A 14,260-nucleotide genomic window follows, 5' to 3' on the forward strand; every position below is an offset into this window, starting at 1 on the left:
CGAGCAATTTTGTACCGTAAGTATTGGATTTGTCACGTCTTCACCCCCGAAGGGATTGAAGCCTACGGGCGCTGGTTTTGCAATCGCCTGAAGGGCTAATATTTCGTCGTTCCGTCAGGTGGCGGCGCGCCACCGTTCAAAGCCGTTGCGGCGAAGGTCGCAGGCCGGGCATTCGCCGCAGCCGCGTCCCCAGGGGTTCTGGGTTTCGGCATCCCCCTTGTAGCAGGTCAGGGTCTCGGCGCGGATCAGTTCGACCAGATCCGGTCCGCCGAGCTGCTCGGCCAGGGCCCAGGTCTGGGCCTTGTCGATCCACATCAGCGGGGTCTCGAGGACGAGACGTGTCTCCATGCCGAGGTTGAGCGCGACCTGGAGCGCCTTGATGGTGTCGTCCCTGCAGTCCGGATAGCCAGAGTAGTCCGTCTCGCACACGCCGGTGACCACGTGTTTGAGCCCTCGGCGGTAGGCGATGGCGGCCGCAAAGGTCAGGAAGAGCAGGTTACGGCCGGGCACGAAGGTGTTGGGCAGGCCGGAGGCGGCGGTGGCGATCGCCATGTCCTGGGTCAGGGCGGTGTCGCTGATCTCGCCGAGGACGCCGAGGTCGAGGATGCGGTCTTCGCCAAGGCGGCCGGCCCACTGCGGGAAGATCTGAATGCGGTCAAGGACGGTCTTGCGGGCGTCGAGCTCGTTCCGATGGCGTTGGCCGTAGTCGAAACCGAGGGTCTCAACCCGCTCGAAGCGGTCCAGAGCCCAGGCCAGACAGGTGGCCGAGTCCTGGCCGCCGGAGAAGAGGACCAGGGCGCCGCTCATGCGGATGCGGCGCCGAAATAGGTCACGCGGTCTTCCGTGGAGTCGCGCAGGACCGCGACGCTGTGAAGGTTGGAGATCTCGTCCTCGAGTTTGCGCCAGATGTAGGCGCACAGATTCTCCATCGTCCCCGGGCCGAGATCATTGATCTCGTCCAGGAAACGGTGGTCGAGGGCGTCGCGGGCCTGTTCGAGCTTTCGGGCCAGCAGAGCCGTGTCGATGATCATGCCGCTGGCGGGATCGGGACGGCCGCGCAGGGTGACCTCGGCGCGATAGGAATGGCCGTGGATGCGCCGACTGCCCTCGGCGTCGATCGTGCGCTCAAGCGTGTGAGCGCAGTCGAAACGGAATTGCTTGGTCAGTTCATACATGGCGCAGCCGAGAGGAGATCATGAGTCGGGCGAGGTGAGGGAGGGGCGCCTTAGGCGGCTTCCGTCTCCGCGAGCTTGGCGCGGCGCGCGCGGACGTCGCGACGGACAATGCCCTCCAGATGGCGGGCGAGAAGGGAGACGTCGGTCGGTGTGACGTTGATCGCCTTCCAGTGACGTACGTCGCCGTTGCCGAAGTCCCAGGATCCCTCGGTCCAGGCGGTACGGCCTTCCAGGCAGGCGAGGCCGCGGGCGAAGTCGCGCCAGGTTCGGGCGTCGTCGAGGAGGGCCAGGGTTTCCATGACATAGCCCATGGCCTGAATGCCGGAGCCGCCGACCAGGCGCGAGGTCGCCGACTTGTGGCCCCACCAGGCTTCGGGGAAGACATTCTGGACGGCCTTGTAGAACTCGCTGATCAGGTCGAAGCACTGACGCTGGCCGTTGATCTCCTTGACCATCGCCCGCATGACGCCGTCGCTGAGCGAGTTCATCAGCACCTTCTGGATCGCCGTGTCCTTGATGACGCCGGATGGATTGGTGTGCTGGTGGATCTGACCCTGCAAGGAAGAGGAGGCGTTGAAGTTCAGCCGCTCGGTCAGTTGGGCGGCGAGCTGTCGGCTCTGCATCCGGTTCGGCAGGCCGTCGACCGTCGGCAGCAGTTCATAGATCAGCGACTTCGGCAGGGGGCGGGTGTTGTTGATCAGGACGAACTGACGTCGCAGTTCCGCCTCGTCTCGGCAGATGAGCAGGGAGACGAACAACTGGAAGTCCTTGCGCGTGGTCTGGCTCAGGGCCGTCAGACGCTGTTGGCCGTCCACGACCAGGCCCTTGGGCGCGTCGGCGCCCAGATCGAGGGTGATGCGGCAGATGCCCCCGTCGAGGTCTTCGAGGGTCACGCCGTTCCCCTCGATAAAGGCCACGACGATGGCGTTCGGGAGGACGGCGACGTCCGTCTCGAGATAGTCGCGGATCTCGCGGATATGTCCGGCGATCTGCGGGCGTTGGAAGCCGCTGAGGGAGCCCTGCGCGTCTCGTCCGACCCGGTCGATCTCGGAGAAGGACAGGACCTGATCGGCCGTGGCGGCGAAGGTCAGGACGTCGTGCTCGACGCTTTGGCGTGCGCGCGCGGCCAGGAAGGTCAGGGTTTGGGCGGTCATGGGACGAGGTCTCCGGGGGTGGAGAGGGCGTCCACGACCGTCTTGAAGACGGACAGATTGTGGATGCCCCGGCGTTTGTTGCGGTTGCTGGCGCGGAAGATGGCGACCTCGATGCCGACATCGCGGCAGATGCGGCAGTCGCAGCGCCGCCATGGCTTGTCGGCCAGGGTGGCGCGGTAACGACCGCGCAGCTTCTCCATCACGGGGGTGTGGCGGACGTCTTCATAGGCCTGTCCTGTCGCCAGGATGGCGTTGTAGGTCAGGACGGTTTCGAGCACGCCCTCGAGGTCGAGATCGTCGTGGTCGTAGGCGCGCAGGGCCCCCAAGGCGGCCGTTTCCATGGCGGTGAGGGCTTCGGCCTTGAAGTCGCCCTGGCGGACGTGGCGCTGCAGGCGCGGATTCTCGATCGCCTGGGGCACGCGGATGGCGGTGTAGTAGTCCATGCCGCCGTTCTCGGTCAGCCAGTAGTTCTGCTTGTCGTCCTTGAAGGCGCGCAGCAGAGGCGAGGTCGTATCGATGCTGGTGATATGGAAGGGCGCGAACTCGTGGATCTCATTGGCCTTGGCGAAGCCGAGGATGTGAAGACGCGTGCCGGCTGGGATCGCCTCGCGAATGGCCGCGAGGCAGGCTTTGATCTGGGCTGACTTCAGGGGAACCATGCCGCCGATGGCCAGATAGTCGTAGCCCATGGCGACCAGGCGGCGCGCCGCCTCGGCCATGCTGGCCGGCGACCAGCCCTGAACCACGCCCATCGGCGTGAAGCCGCCGCTCTGGGCCGCCTCGCGACGGAAGACGTCGGCGTTTTCGAGGGTCAGATCGAAGCGACGATGGGCCTCGGCGCTTCCGCCCTCCATGCCGCGCACCGTCTCGTCGAAGTCGAAGATGATGTGGTCGACCGAGCAGCCGTGCGTGAAGCCGCAGTCGTCATAGAAGGCGACCGTGTCCGCGGGCGTGTAGGGCGGAACGTCTTCCTTGACATAGGTGAAGGCGCCGCAGTCGCCGAACAGGGCGAGATCCTTGAAGGCCGGGGTGTTCAGGCGCAGGAACTCGCGGGCGCCGACGCGGCGGAATCGCATGGCCTGGGCGTCGGTGTACTTGCCCTTCACCGGGCCGTCGCCGACGATGCCGCGCGACACCAGCATCCCGTGATAGGGCGCATAGCCGAGGATCTCGTGCGGATAGGCGTCGTCCCAATAGGGCTTTCGCTCCGGCGCATTGCGATCATTGATGAAGTCGTAGCCGGGATCGACGAAATCGAGGCTGTCGGCGAATATGAATTTCATCGGTTCGGCCTGGAAAGCTCTCGATCCAACTTGAGCAGATACTCGCTCAAGCCCTTGATATGTTTGGGTGTGGCTTGGAGATCGTTCCAGGCCCAGTTCAGTTCTTCCCAGTCGCCGTCGACCCAGCGACAGCGCGGTGCGATGCGCGCGATCGCCGCCGAGACATGGGCGGTCGGGTCCTGGGCGGCGTCGGCGCGGGTCCAGATCGGATCCATCAGCGCGCCCATGGCGCGAATGCCGACCGAGTGCATCAGGCGGCTGGCGCCTGAGGGCTTGCCCCAGGCTTCGGGGAAGGCGTCGCGGACCGCGCTCCAGTAGGTCGTCAGAGCCTGGTAGGCGGCGTCCAGGCCGGTTTCAGGGTCATAGGCCCCCAGGGCGCCGCCGGGCCTCAGATTGAGGGCGATGGCGTTGGTCAGGGCCGTGTCGGTGATCACAGCCTCCGATCCTCCGGCCTGGGATTCGCGCTTGATCAGGCCGTGGAAGGGCGAGGCAGGATCATCGTTCAGGGCCGTGCAAAGGGCGCTGGGGAGTTGCCTGGCCTTGAGCGAGCGCGGCAGAGCGACCGCCATCGCCGGCAGGAGTTCGTCGATCAAGCGCGAAGGCAGAGGCTTGGCCTTGTTGACCAGGATGAACTGCTCGCGCTGGACCGAGACGTCGTCGGAGACGAAGGCCACGACCGGCACGGGAACGCCGGTCTGGCCCGCCTTGGCCAGGGCGAGGGATCTTTGCTGGCCGTCGACGATCCAGGCGGCGCGCTGGCCTTCCGGCCGAACAGGAATGGTGAGTTCGCCGCTGCGCACCAGTTCGTCCTCGCCGGCGGGGCCTCGGGCCGACTTGAAACGGACCTGGGGCGACAGGGCGAGGATGATGGCGTTCGGGAAGAGGACCGGACCCTGGCTGAGGAACTCGGTGATCTCAGAGACGTGGGCCTTGATCTCCCGGCGCTGAAAGCCCTCGAGATGGCCGTCGCCGCGCCGCAGTCGGCTGATGTCGGCGATCTGGGCCACCTGATGGCCGGGAAGAAAGAAGGCGTAGACGTCGATGTCGGAGCCCTGGCGGGTCCGCAGCGCGCGCACGGTGACCTTGCCGGGGATCATGACGTCGCCTCGAGGCGGCGGGCGGCGGCCGCTTGCTTGAAGAGGTCCTTGAAGCGAGCCTGTTCGCAAGCGAAGCCGAGGGCGCCTCTCAGGTGCCGCAGCATGGCTCCAGAGCGGCCGCCGACGGTCTCCCAGTGCGCGTTGATGAGTTGCAGGACGGCGTCGTCGGTCAGGCGATGGCGCACCGGCGTGTTTCGAGCCTGGAGCCCGTCGAGGGCGCCGAGGACCTTGTCGCTGTCGTCAGCGGCGTCCGAGGAGCCGCCGATGGCGACGGCGAAGTGCCGCAAGGCGCGTTGGGCGAAGTCGCCCTGGGTGCCGGCGAGGTCCGATCCCACAGCGTCCAGGCGGTCGTCATAGGGCATCCAGGAGGCGGCCAGGGCCTCGGCGGCTCCAGATGGGCATTCCTTGCTGAAGATGCGCAGGCGAGCGCGCCGCTCGGCGGGCCAAGCGCTCCATTCGTCGGCCACCATGGACAGATAGGGGGCCGAGAGGCCGGCGAGGATCAGGCCGGTTTCACGGGCGGGCGCCGAACTTGAGAAGGGCGAGGCGGCTTGGAGCGCGCTCCACCAGGCGGAGGCGCTTCCCCTGGTCTTGGCCAGCACGCTGTCGGCGTCTCGCGACGCGGTCGTCAGGCTGTAGGAGGGCGCGAGCGTCGTCGCCTCGACCAATCCCAGTCCGGCGGAGACCACGGCGAGATCAGCTTCCAGATGAGCGGCCGCGCGTCGCGCTTCGAGAAAGCCGCGCCCGGCGTAAAGATCGCCGGCGGGGACCTGCGTCGGCGCCCTGGCGAGACGGTCGCCCCAGGCGTTCGCGACAGCCTGCGTGTCGTCGGCGTCCAGGTCCCTGGCGTAGAGGGCGGAATCCGCTTCAGCGCGTTTGCGCTTGCTGCACATGACGATGACGAGTGTCACGGTTGGAAGGACCTTTAGCGAGGCGACGGCCTACAGTTTTTGCGCAAATCATCCAAGCGCGCTGTGTAGTTTTCCATCGGATTTCTCCAAACGCTAGGCTAAAAGGGAGTGTGCCCGTCTGGGCCCGCAGCGGCGACGATTGAGCTGCTTCCTTTAAGCCGGGCGTCCCGGCGAAGGGAGAAAGGAAGGGCGGTCGGGGGCGCTCCGATTCGGAGCGAGCAGCCCAGGAGACCGCCGTGTCGCCATCCTCGTCGCCATCCGTTTCCGCCCTCCGCCCGTCCTTGTCGCCGAACTCGACGACCGACGCCGATATCGACCTGCTGGTCGGTGTGTTGGAACGAAGTCTGTCCTCGCCCGCCGCCCGGGCGACCGCCATCGGCCTGGTCGACGCTTTCGGAGGGCTGGCCGGGGTCGCCGCCGCCGATGCGGCGGCCTTGCGGCGCGAGGGACTCTCGGAAGCCGGGATCGCGATCTTGAGCCGGGTACAGGCGCTGGCTGTCGCCATGGCGCGCGCCGAAGCCTGTCGGCGGCCGGTCCTGTCGTCCTGGACCGCCCTGACGTCCTATCTCCGTGCGGCCCTGGCCCATGCGCCGAGGGAGCAGTTCCGAACCCTCTACCTGGATCGGCGCAACATCCTCATTCGCGAGGAGTTGCGAACGGACGGAACCGTGGATCACGCCCCCGTCTATCCTCGGGAGGTCGTGCGGCGGGCGCTTGAGCTCTCGGCCTCGGCCATGATCCTGGTGCACAACCATCCCTCCGGCGATCCGACGCCCTCGCAGGCGGATATCGAGATGACGCGCCGGATCATCGACGCCGCCAAGGTCTTCGACATCCAGGTCCACGACCATGTGATCGTCGGTCGAGAGGGGACAAAGAGCTTTCGCGCGCTCGGCCTGATGTGAGCCCGGCCATGACCTGCCCTCTCAATCGCATCCTGAGCCTTCGTGAGATTGTCGCCGCCCTAGGCGGCGATCTTCATCACGGCGGCCAGGGCGCCAATGTGCCGGCGCCGGGCCACAGTGCTGCGGATCGGTCCGTCTCCCTGCTGCTCGACCGCGACCGGTTGGTGATCCACGGCTTCGGTTCAGCGGATTGGCGCGCCGTCCGCACCCATCTTCATGGCCTGGGCCTGATCGACGCCGCGGGCCGTATGACCGGCGCGTCGGGGGCGGTCTCGAACAGGGAGGCGGCCTCGCCAAGGCCGCCGCCTCGCAGCCGCATCGCCGTCGCCCAGGCGCTCTGGACGGAAGGCCTCCCGCTCGCGGAGGGCGATCTTTGCGATCGCTACTTCCGCCTTCGGGGCGTCCGCCTCAGATCGGCGTCCGAGGACCTGCGCCGCCATCCGGCCGCGCCGGTTTCGGTGTTTCGCCAGACCGGTCTGACCTGTCCGGCCCTGATGGCGGCGATCCGAACCCCTGACGGCGCGATTAGCGCCGTGGAGATCGCCTATCTCGATCGGGACGGACGAGCGGCGCGCCGCCTTCGCCTTCCCCGCAAGACGGTTGGGTCGATCCCGGCCGGGGTGGCGGTGCGCCTTTCGCCGCCGGAGGCCGAGATCGTCGTGGGCGAGGGGGTCGCGACGACGCTCTCGGCCATGGCGCGCTTCGACCTTCCTGGTTGGGCCCTGCTGTCGGCGGGCAACCTGGCGCGCTGGTCGCCGCCTGAAGGCGTTCGCCGCGTCCTCATCGCCGGCGATCGGGGCCCGGCCGGCGAGATGGCGGCCGCTAAGCTCTGCTTTCGCCTCAGAGCCGAAGGGGCGGCGGCCCGTATCTGTCTGCCGCCGGCGCCTTGCGGGGACTGGAACGATGTCGCGGTCGCCGATCGGGAGGAGAAGGAAGGGCGGGGCGGGGCGCCGGACGAGCGGGGATAGGCCCCGCCAGACCGGTGGGAGAAGACCCATGACTCGTTCTGCCTTGAGGGCCGCCGCCAAGGCGCCCGCTTCGACGCCCGCTGTTTCGACGCCGTCCGCGCCAACGCGCCATATCGTCGTCGTGCGCCTCGGCGATCTGGACGTCGCGCCCGAAAACCTGCGTCACGGCGAAGCGCCCGACGACGATATTTCGCAACTGGCGGAGACCATAGCCGCCGCTGGTCTGCTGCAGTTTCCGACGGTCCGACCGGGCCGAAGCGACGAAGCCGCCCATATGGTGCTGGACGGACGACGCCGTCTGCTGGCCTTGCGGTTGCTGCGCGACAATGGCGTCATCGACGACGATCATCCCGTCGAAGTCTTCGTCGAGACCGACCGGGCGCGCCAGGCCGCGGCGGTCGTCCTGACCAACACCGCCGTGCCGGTCCATGTCGCGGATGTCGTCGCCGCCATCGGCCGAATGCTGAAGGCGCGCCTTGGCGTGAAGGCCATCGCCCGCGCTCTGGGCTATGGCGAGGTCGAGATCCGGCGGCTGGCGGCCCTGTCGGCCCTGCCGGCCGTCGCCCTGGAGGCGCTCAAGAGCGGCCGGATCACCCTGCGCCAGGCCAGGCTCCTGGCCCGACTGAAGGACGCGGACGCCCAGGCGGAACTGGCCCAGGCCGTTTTGGACGGCCACGGCCTGCCCGAGTGGCGGATCCAGGAACAACTGGGAGAGGGGCGCATCACGGATCGTGATCCTCGCTGCGGCCTGGTGTCGCCGGATCTCTATGCGGCCGAGGGCGGCCGGACGGAGGCCGACCTGTTTGGGGAGTTGCCGCCTGTCCTGCTCGACCCGGAAGCCCTGACCCGCGCCTGGCTCAAGCGGGCGGCGGAGGCGGCGGCGCCCTTCGAGGCGGAGGGGCTGACCGTTCATCTCAGTGCGGGCGATGAGGGGCCGGACCTGCCCGACGACCTGGAGCAACTCTACTACGCCTATGGCGGCCTTTCTGACGAAGCGACCCTTGTCTATCGCGCAGCCCGCGACCAGGCGCAGGCGGCGGGCGAGGTTGTGGCGGCGATCAAGCCCGAGGCGCCTGACGACGACAGGGCTGAAGCGGTTGAAGCCTTTGTTCGGGCGCGCGTCGCCCAGGACCAGGCGGGCGCCGGACAGCGGTTGGCCACGGTTCTGGTGCTCAGGCCGTCGCTGCGGACCGGTGTGGAGGTGGACTGCTACGGGCCGGCGGAAACGGAGATCGACTTGGCCAGGCCGACAGATGACGAGGCCGAGGAGGTGGATCCCGCGCTGGAGGCGGCGAGGCCCCCTGTTGCTCGAAGCGCCTATGCGCCGCCTCGCGCTGAAGCCCCGGCGCCCGAGGTGGAGGGCGTCAGCCACGTCCTGCACGCGACGCGCACGGATACGGCGACGCGTGGCCTGATCCGCGCCCTGGCGGAGGCGCCCGAGGTCGCTCTGAGCGTACTGGTCGCCCGCCTGTTCGGGGCCATGTCGGTCTGGCCGCCGATCGGACGGTCTGAAGCGGCCTTGGCGATCACCGCCTCGGGTTTCAATCCGACGGGAGGGCGGATCATCGACGCGCTCGACGGTGCGGTGCGGGAACGTCTCGACGAGCGACGCCGCGCCTGGGAGGCGTCGGGGATGACCATGATCGCCTGGATCCACGCCATGGACCAGGCCGACCGACTGGGCCTTCTGGCGGCGTTGACGGCTCTCAGCCTGGATCTTCGCGAGGACCGAACCAGTCTGATGCGCCGGGTCGCGCGGACCGAGGCCGCTGAGATCGCGGACCTTTGCGAAGCGGATATCGCGCGCTGGTGGACGCCGGACGGCGCCTATTTGCGCCCGCATTCCCGCGAGCAACTTCTGACTATGCTGGAGCAGATGGGGGCGGAGACCGACGCCGCCGCCCGGTTGAGGAAGGGTGACCTTGTGGCCTGGACGGAAGACCAGGCGAGGGCGCGCAACTGGGCCCCGGCCTGCCTGTCGTGGAGGCTGGCGTCTGATGGCGCCGCGGACATCACTGACGCTGAGGCCGCTGACGCCGACGCCTCCGACGCTGCGGGGCGGCCTGACCTGGGGGACGGCCTTGGCGACGACGCGGAGGCCGGCGATCAGGCGGCCGATAGCGAGACGGTCGCCGGAGAAGCCCGCGGGGGCGTCGGGGTCTTCGTAGTGACGCCGGCCGGGGAGGCGGCCCTGGTCGCCGCTGAAGTTGTCGATGCCGTTGCGGATGACGCGGCCGCCTGACCGGAAAGCCGGTTTCGTCGGGATGCGCCCGGCGGAACCGGTCTGGAGAAGGAGGAAGGGCTCGTGGAGGCGAGGTGAAACGGGGAGAGGGTCTTCCCGGCCTCTGGACCAAGGAGACTGACATGCAGACCATGGTGTTCACCGGCCGTCTCGCGGCCGACCCTCAGATCAGCCCGGACTTCGCCAAGGCGGTGTTCAGGTTGCTGGAGAAACGCGGCGTCGACCTCGCAGGCAAGGACCGCATCGTCGGGATCAACTGCGTCAGTTGGGCCAAGGGGCTCAATGAGAAGGTCATCGCTCGCGGCTTGGCCAGGGGCTGTGAGGCCCTGGTTGTCGGGGCCTTTGTCGACACCGCCTACACGGCCCGCGACGGGACCGAGCGCGCCGCCAAGGAACTGGTGGTGAACCGGCTGACCGTCCTCGATTGGGCCGTCGACAAGGTCGCGGACGCGGAGGCGGAGACAGCCGTTGATGCGCCCGCCGAAACCACGGAGCCGACGCGCCTGCCTAAGGGCCGTCGCGCGACTGCCTGACCGCTCATCCCTCATTTCCAAGGAGACTGACCATGCAGACCCTCGTCATCGAAGGCTATCTGGCCGCAGACCCGTCCATCCTCTCCGCCCAGGGTTCGGGCCGAAAGCGCGCCAGCTTCCGCGTGCTCGAGACCACACGCTATCGCCGCGCCGACGGCGAACCGGGTGAACGGACGACCGGCTTCAACTGCGTCTGCTTCAACGAAGCGACGACGGAGAACTATGTCGCTCCCTATGCCCGAAAGGGCAGCCGTGTCGTCATCCAGGGCCATGTCGAGAACGACAGTTGGACCGGCAAGGACGGCGTCGAACACTTCGACCTGCGGGTGATCGTGGAGGACATGCGGCTGAAGAACCGACGCGCCGCCGGCGCGAGCGAGGCGGACGCGGATGACGCCTATGTCTCGGAGGCGGGTGCGTCCGTCCTGGATGACGACATTCCCTTCTGAGTTCATCGGCGACCTCTCGATCCATGGGCCCGGCGCATATGCGCCGGGCCTTCTTTCGTCCGGGAGGGGAAGGAAGGGCGGAGGCGGGCGAGCCGATTGGGCTTGCTGACTGAGAGCGTCGCCATGACCTCCGCCAAATGGACCCCCGAGAGAACCCAACAACTGATCGCCCTTTGGAAGGAGGGGCGGACGGCCGCCTGGATCGCCCACGCGCTGGGACCCGACGTCTCCCGTTGCGCGGTCCTGGGCAAGGTCTATCGCCTGGGTCTGGCCCGAGAACCGGAGGCCCGACGCGTGCGCCCGGCGGCGCCGTCCCGTTCGAAGTCGCGTCGGACGAAGGAGACGGCCTCACGAACCGCCTCGCGTCCGTCAGGGCCGCCTGAACCTGGGACGGCGGCCGCGCCTTTGGCCGTTGCGATCGCATTGCCATCGCGTCCGACCGCGACCCTCCTGTCGGTGAAAGCGGGTCAGTGTCGCTGGCCCTATGGCTGTTCCGGCGAGGCGGGGTTCGGTCTGTGCGGGCGCACGGTTGCGCGCGGCGCCTTTTGCGCAGCCCATGCCGAGGTGGGCTATCAGAAGCGGATCTGTACGACCGAGAGCCTTCTGAGATTGGTCGGCGCCGACTGAGGTCGGCCATGGTGTGCAACACGACGGCCGCAGGCCGTCGTCGCGGTCCAGGGCGATGGACATGTCTTCGGTGGCTGTCGGCGCGACGGCGCCGAATGGCGTCCTCGTCCAAAGAAGGACGAGGACATGCCCCCACACAACGACTTCCCATCCTGACACGTCACCCCGGCCGTCAACGGCTTCGCCGTTTCCCTTCGCGGCCCTCGAGAGGAGGGCCGCTGCGGTGACCGCCCGGGACCCCGACGTGGCCAGGGATGGGGTCGTTGCGCATGGGGCGCTTCGGCGTTTCAGAACTGGAATGATACGATGCACAGCTCCAACCTCGCCTTCTCCTCGGTCTTCGCGGCGAACGCCGCCTGCGCCATTGATGATCTGGCCGAAGCGCTTGGCGATCAGCGTCCGCAGGCCTCCGAGGAAGCCCTGGTCCAACTCGGGCGAGCGCTCATGACCGAACTGCTGGACGTGATCGCGGACACGGCCCTGGAGGACTTCCAGACGCTCCTTGGCGAAGCCCTGATCGGCGCCTTTCACTCGGCGGCCGGACGGATCGAACGGGAGGCCGACCGGGCGCGCGACGTGATGCGCCGGCTCGATCGCGACTTCGACGGATCGGAGGCGGCGGACGTCGAGCTTCAGGAAGCGACCGCCAAGGCGCGAGCCGGAGATGCGGCCACGCAGGCGGCCGAGAGGATCAGGGATGCAGCCTCCGACGCCTGGACGGTCGCCACTGGCGAGGTCTGGACGGCCTGGCGGGGCAGCCGCCGGGGGAGCTTCCTGACGGCGGCGCAGTTGGAGGCCAAGCAGGCCATCCGCGCGGTCCGCCACCGGAAGGCGGAGGATGCGCATCATGCAGGACCGGTCGTGGCCTTCCGGGGCGCGCCGACGGCCGATGCGGCGGAGGATGCGGTGCGTATCTTCGACGCCCTGAACTGGGCGCTAGCGGAGTGGCCGGACATGGCGCTGGCGACGACCGGAGCGAAGGGCGCGGAGAAGTTGGCGATCCGATGGGCCCAGCAGAAGGGGGTGACGCTCATCCTCGCCCGGGCCGACTTCGACGCCCACGGCAAGGCCGCGCCCTTCAGGGCCAACGACGAACTGATCGCGCTCGAGCCGACCTGCTGCCTCACGCTCTCGCGGTCTCTCGACGAGGCGAGGGCCGTGGACGGACGTCCGTTCGGGCCTGCGCTCAACCTCGAACAGAAGGCGATGGAGCAGGGCGTCCGGCATCTGGCGGTTCGGTCGCGCTCGCACTGAGAGGCGACCGTCGCCTAAGCTTTCGATCTGACCCGCTCGGCTTCGGCCGGGCGGGTCTTTTCGTGTCGCCTGGAGGGCTGGGTAGAGGGACGAGGTGTCGGCGAAGGGGCTGTCGGGTCTCGTTTGCGGAGGTTTGATGAGGTGCGAGGGGTGTTGACGGCGATGTCCGGAAATCTGCGAAAAGGGGCTTAGGGCAAGATAAAAGGAGGTGTTGGCGCGACCTTCTTTTTCCTATCCTTTCGGTGGGTTAGTCGATGAATGTCGGGCTCTGGATGACTTGCGGAGAGTTGTCGGGTTCGGCCGGACCGGCGGCCCTTTCGGGAGACGCGACATGCTCATCCGCGAGGCGATCGAAGGCAGGTTGGCCACGGGCCCGGCACGAGACCTCCAGGGCGTCGAGGTCCGCCTTCCCCTGTCCCTGAAGACTGACCGTGTTCCAGTTCGGATAGGCATGATTCGGCGGTTAGCGGCCTCGCGGCAGTTCGCCCTGGGTGATCGTTCGGGCGTGCTCAGGGCGGCGCAGGGACGGTCGGGCAGGGCCTTCCGCATGGACGTTCGTCAGCGGGTGATCGTGAAGGCCCTGGTGTCGCGCCATGTCGGGAAGGCCGCAGCTCGGGCGGGGGCGCTGGCGGCGCACGTCGCCTATCTCGGGCGGCCGGGGGCGGGCGCCGAAGGGGCGCGGCCGGACTTCTTCGACCGTACGGACGACGGCGTGGGGGCGTCGCTTGAGACGCGGGGCTGGAGCGCGGATCGCCATCATTTCCGCTTCATCATCTCGCCGGAGCACGGCGATCGGATCGCCGATCTGAGGGGCTATGTGTGCGAGGTGATGGCACGGGTGTCGGCCGATCTGGGCGAGCCGGAACTGCGCTGGGTGGCGACCTGTCACTACGACACGGACCAGCCGCACGCCCATGTCCTGGTGAGAGGACGGCGTGGGGATGGACGGGACCTGGTCATTCCGCGCGACTACATGGGCTACGGCTTTCGGGCGCGGGCGCAGGAGGTGGCGCAGGAGCGACTGGGCGACCTGTCGCGCGTGGAGGCCGAACGGCGGGTCTGGAAGGAGACCCAGGCAGATCGGTTCACCGGGTTGGATAGAAGGCTGCTGGCGGCAGCGGATGCGCGCGGAATGATCGATGACGGAGTGGAAGGAGGCGCCGCCTGGGCGGCGCTGAGCCGGGGGCGGCTAAGGCATCTGGAGGGGCTGGGGCTCGCAGTACGGGTAGGGCCGGGGTACCGGCTCGACCCTGAGATGGAGATGAAGCTGCGGACGCTTCAGGTGCGGCGGGACATCATCAGGACGATGAACCAGCGTCAGTTGGACGGCGCGCGGGAGGTGCGGGTTCTGGGGCGCGAGAAGGTGGCAGGGGTGGTGGTGAAGGCGGGCTTCCATGATGAGGCGGGGGCGGCGCCGTTTGTGGTGGTGCGGGATGCTCAGGGTGTGGAGCACTATGGGCGGCTGAAGGTGGGCGGGCAGGCGTTGGCGGTCGGGGAGGCGGTGGCGTTGGCTTCTGGCCCGCAAGGTGTGGAAGTGATGATGAAGGGGCAGAGGCTGGAGCGTTGAAGGCTCGTCGAGAGTAAGCCTTGTATGGCTGCTTCTGACTGAGGCCGTGTAAAAACGTGCTGAGCGACGGTGGGGCGGAGGTTGAGACGAAGCGC

General features: G+C 68.0%; 14 protein-coding genes. 8 read left to right on the forward strand and 6 right to left on the reverse strand.

All coding sequences use genetic code 11. The annotated features are described in order from the left end of the window. Positions 1 to 114: 114 nt before the first annotated feature. Genes queC through FM111_RS08850 form a run of 6 tightly spaced genes read right to left on the reverse strand, consistent with a single transcriptional unit; the run spans position 115 to position 5,620 of the window. The gene (gene queC / locus FM111_RS08825; RefSeq protein ID WP_087140593.1) at positions 115 to 807 is read right to left on the reverse strand and encodes a 7-cyano-7-deazaguanine synthase QueC; all 693 of its coding nucleotides are present in this window, start codon (positions 805 to 807) and stop codon (positions 115 to 117) included. Beyond that, positions 804 to 1,175 (reverse strand): 6-pyruvoyl trahydropterin synthase family protein, encoded by a 372-nt coding sequence (locus tag FM111_RS08830; RefSeq protein WP_087140594.1) that lies wholly within the window; start codon positions 1,173 to 1,175, stop codon positions 804 to 806. Before FM111_RS08830 ends, queC begins: the two co-directional genes overlap by 4 nt. Before the next feature lie 50 nt (positions 1,176 to 1,225). After that, the gene (dbpB, locus tag FM111_RS08835; protein ID WP_087140595.1) at positions 1,226 to 2,329 is read right to left on the reverse strand and encodes a DGQHR domain-containing protein DpdB; all 1,104 of its coding nucleotides are present in this window, start codon (positions 2,327 to 2,329) and stop codon (positions 1,226 to 1,228) included. Next, entirely contained in the window at positions 2,326 to 3,612 is a 1,287-nt protein-coding gene (dpdA, locus tag FM111_RS08840) for a tRNA-guanine transglycosylase DpdA (protein WP_087140596.1), read from the reverse strand. Before dpdA ends, dbpB (FM111_RS08835) begins: the two co-directional genes overlap by 4 nt. Further along, positions 3,609 to 4,709 carry a DGQHR domain-containing protein DpdB gene (dbpB, locus tag FM111_RS08845; RefSeq protein ID WP_087140597.1) on the reverse strand — a complete coding sequence of 367 codons (1,101 nt, stop codon included), beginning with the start codon at positions 4,707 to 4,709 and terminating at the stop codon, positions 3,609 to 3,611. The genes dpdA and dbpB (FM111_RS08845) overlap by 4 nt, the downstream gene beginning before the upstream one ends. Then, positions 4,706 to 5,620, reverse strand: a complete 915-nt coding sequence (locus FM111_RS08850) for a hypothetical protein (RefSeq protein ID WP_143276076.1) — start codon at positions 5,618 to 5,620, stop codon at positions 4,706 to 4,708. The genes dbpB (FM111_RS08845) and FM111_RS08850 overlap by 4 nt, the downstream gene beginning before the upstream one ends. Positions 5,621 to 5,856: 236 nt before the next feature. On the opposite strand from FM111_RS08850, the gene FM111_RS08855 reads away from it, so the two are divergent. From FM111_RS08855 to FM111_RS08890, 8 genes are all read left to right on the forward strand, one after another. Beyond that, a complete protein-coding gene (locus tag FM111_RS08855; protein ID WP_087140599.1) occupies positions 5,857 to 6,525 on the forward strand; it encodes a JAB domain-containing protein in 669 nt (222 codons plus the stop codon). Positions 6,526 to 6,533: 8 nt separating this feature from the next. Then, positions 6,534 to 7,493, forward strand: coding sequence for a toprim domain-containing protein (locus FM111_RS08860; RefSeq protein WP_256968165.1), 960 nt, complete (start codon positions 6,534 to 6,536; stop codon positions 7,491 to 7,493). 28 nt (positions 7,494 to 7,521) lie between these two features. After that, entirely contained in the window at positions 7,522 to 9,735 is a 2,214-nt protein-coding gene (locus FM111_RS08865) for a ParB/RepB/Spo0J family partition protein (protein WP_087140600.1), read from the forward strand. A 122-nt stretch (positions 9,736 to 9,857) separates the two neighbouring features. Continuing rightward, a complete protein-coding gene (locus FM111_RS08870; RefSeq protein WP_087140601.1) occupies positions 9,858 to 10,268 on the forward strand; it encodes a hypothetical protein in 411 nt (136 codons plus the stop codon). A 32-nt stretch (positions 10,269 to 10,300) separates the two neighbouring features. After that, positions 10,301 to 10,717 (forward strand): single-stranded DNA-binding protein, encoded by a 417-nt coding sequence (locus FM111_RS08875; protein ID WP_087140602.1) that lies wholly within the window; start codon positions 10,301 to 10,303, stop codon positions 10,715 to 10,717. A 123-nt stretch (positions 10,718 to 10,840) separates the two neighbouring features. Further along, entirely contained in the window at positions 10,841 to 11,344 is a 504-nt protein-coding gene (locus FM111_RS08880; RefSeq protein WP_143276077.1) for a GcrA family cell cycle regulator, read from the forward strand. A gap of 306 nt (positions 11,345 to 11,650) precedes the next feature. After that, complete coding sequence (locus tag FM111_RS08885) at positions 11,651 to 12,598, forward strand: DUF2493 domain-containing protein (protein ID WP_087140604.1); 948 nt, start codon at positions 11,651 to 11,653, stop codon at positions 12,596 to 12,598. A gap of 547 nt (positions 12,599 to 13,145) precedes the next feature. Next, positions 13,146 to 14,165, forward strand: coding sequence for a DUF3363 domain-containing protein (locus FM111_RS08890; RefSeq protein ID WP_256968166.1), 1,020 nt, complete (start codon positions 13,146 to 13,148; stop codon positions 14,163 to 14,165). Positions 14,166 to 14,260 lie beyond the last annotated feature (95 nt).

Origin of the sequence: Brevundimonas diminuta 3F5N (assembly GCF_900163625.1) — a bacterium.
Taxonomy (GTDB): domain Bacteria; phylum Pseudomonadota; class Alphaproteobacteria; order Caulobacterales; family Caulobacteraceae; genus Brevundimonas; species Brevundimonas diminuta_A.

Coding starts and splice junctions, on each gene's coding strand:
- queC (WP_087140593.1), bottom strand. CDS start 807: ATGAGCGGCGCCCTGGTCCTCTTCTCCGGCGGCCAGGACTCGGCCACC.
- FM111_RS08830 (WP_087140594.1), bottom strand. CDS start 1,175: ATGTATGAACTGACCAAGCAATTCCGTTTCGACTGCGCTCACACGCTT.
- dbpB (WP_087140595.1), bottom strand. CDS start 2,329: ATGACCGCCCAAACCCTGACCTTCCTGGCCGCGCGCGCACGCCAAAGC.
- dpdA (WP_087140596.1), bottom strand. CDS start 3,612: ATGAAATTCATATTCGCCGACAGCCTCGATTTCGTCGATCCCGGCTAC.
- dbpB (WP_087140597.1), bottom strand. CDS start 4,709: ATGATCCCCGGCAAGGTCACCGTGCGCGCGCTGCGGACCCGCCAGGGC.
- FM111_RS08860 (WP_256968165.1), top strand. CDS start 6,534: ATGACCTGCCCTCTCAATCGCATCCTGAGCCTTCGTGAGATTGTCGCC.
- FM111_RS08865 (WP_087140600.1), top strand. CDS start 7,522: ATGACTCGTTCTGCCTTGAGGGCCGCCGCCAAGGCGCCCGCTTCGACG.
- FM111_RS08870 (WP_087140601.1), top strand. CDS start 9,858: ATGCAGACCATGGTGTTCACCGGCCGTCTCGCGGCCGACCCTCAGATC.
- FM111_RS08875 (WP_087140602.1), top strand. CDS start 10,301: ATGCAGACCCTCGTCATCGAAGGCTATCTGGCCGCAGACCCGTCCATC.
- FM111_RS08880 (WP_143276077.1), top strand. CDS start 10,841: ATGACCTCCGCCAAATGGACCCCCGAGAGAACCCAACAACTGATCGCC.
- FM111_RS08885 (WP_087140604.1), top strand. CDS start 11,651: ATGCACAGCTCCAACCTCGCCTTCTCCTCGGTCTTCGCGGCGAACGCC.
- FM111_RS08890 (WP_256968166.1), top strand. CDS start 13,146: ATGGACGTTCGTCAGCGGGTGATCGTGAAGGCCCTGGTGTCGCGCCAT.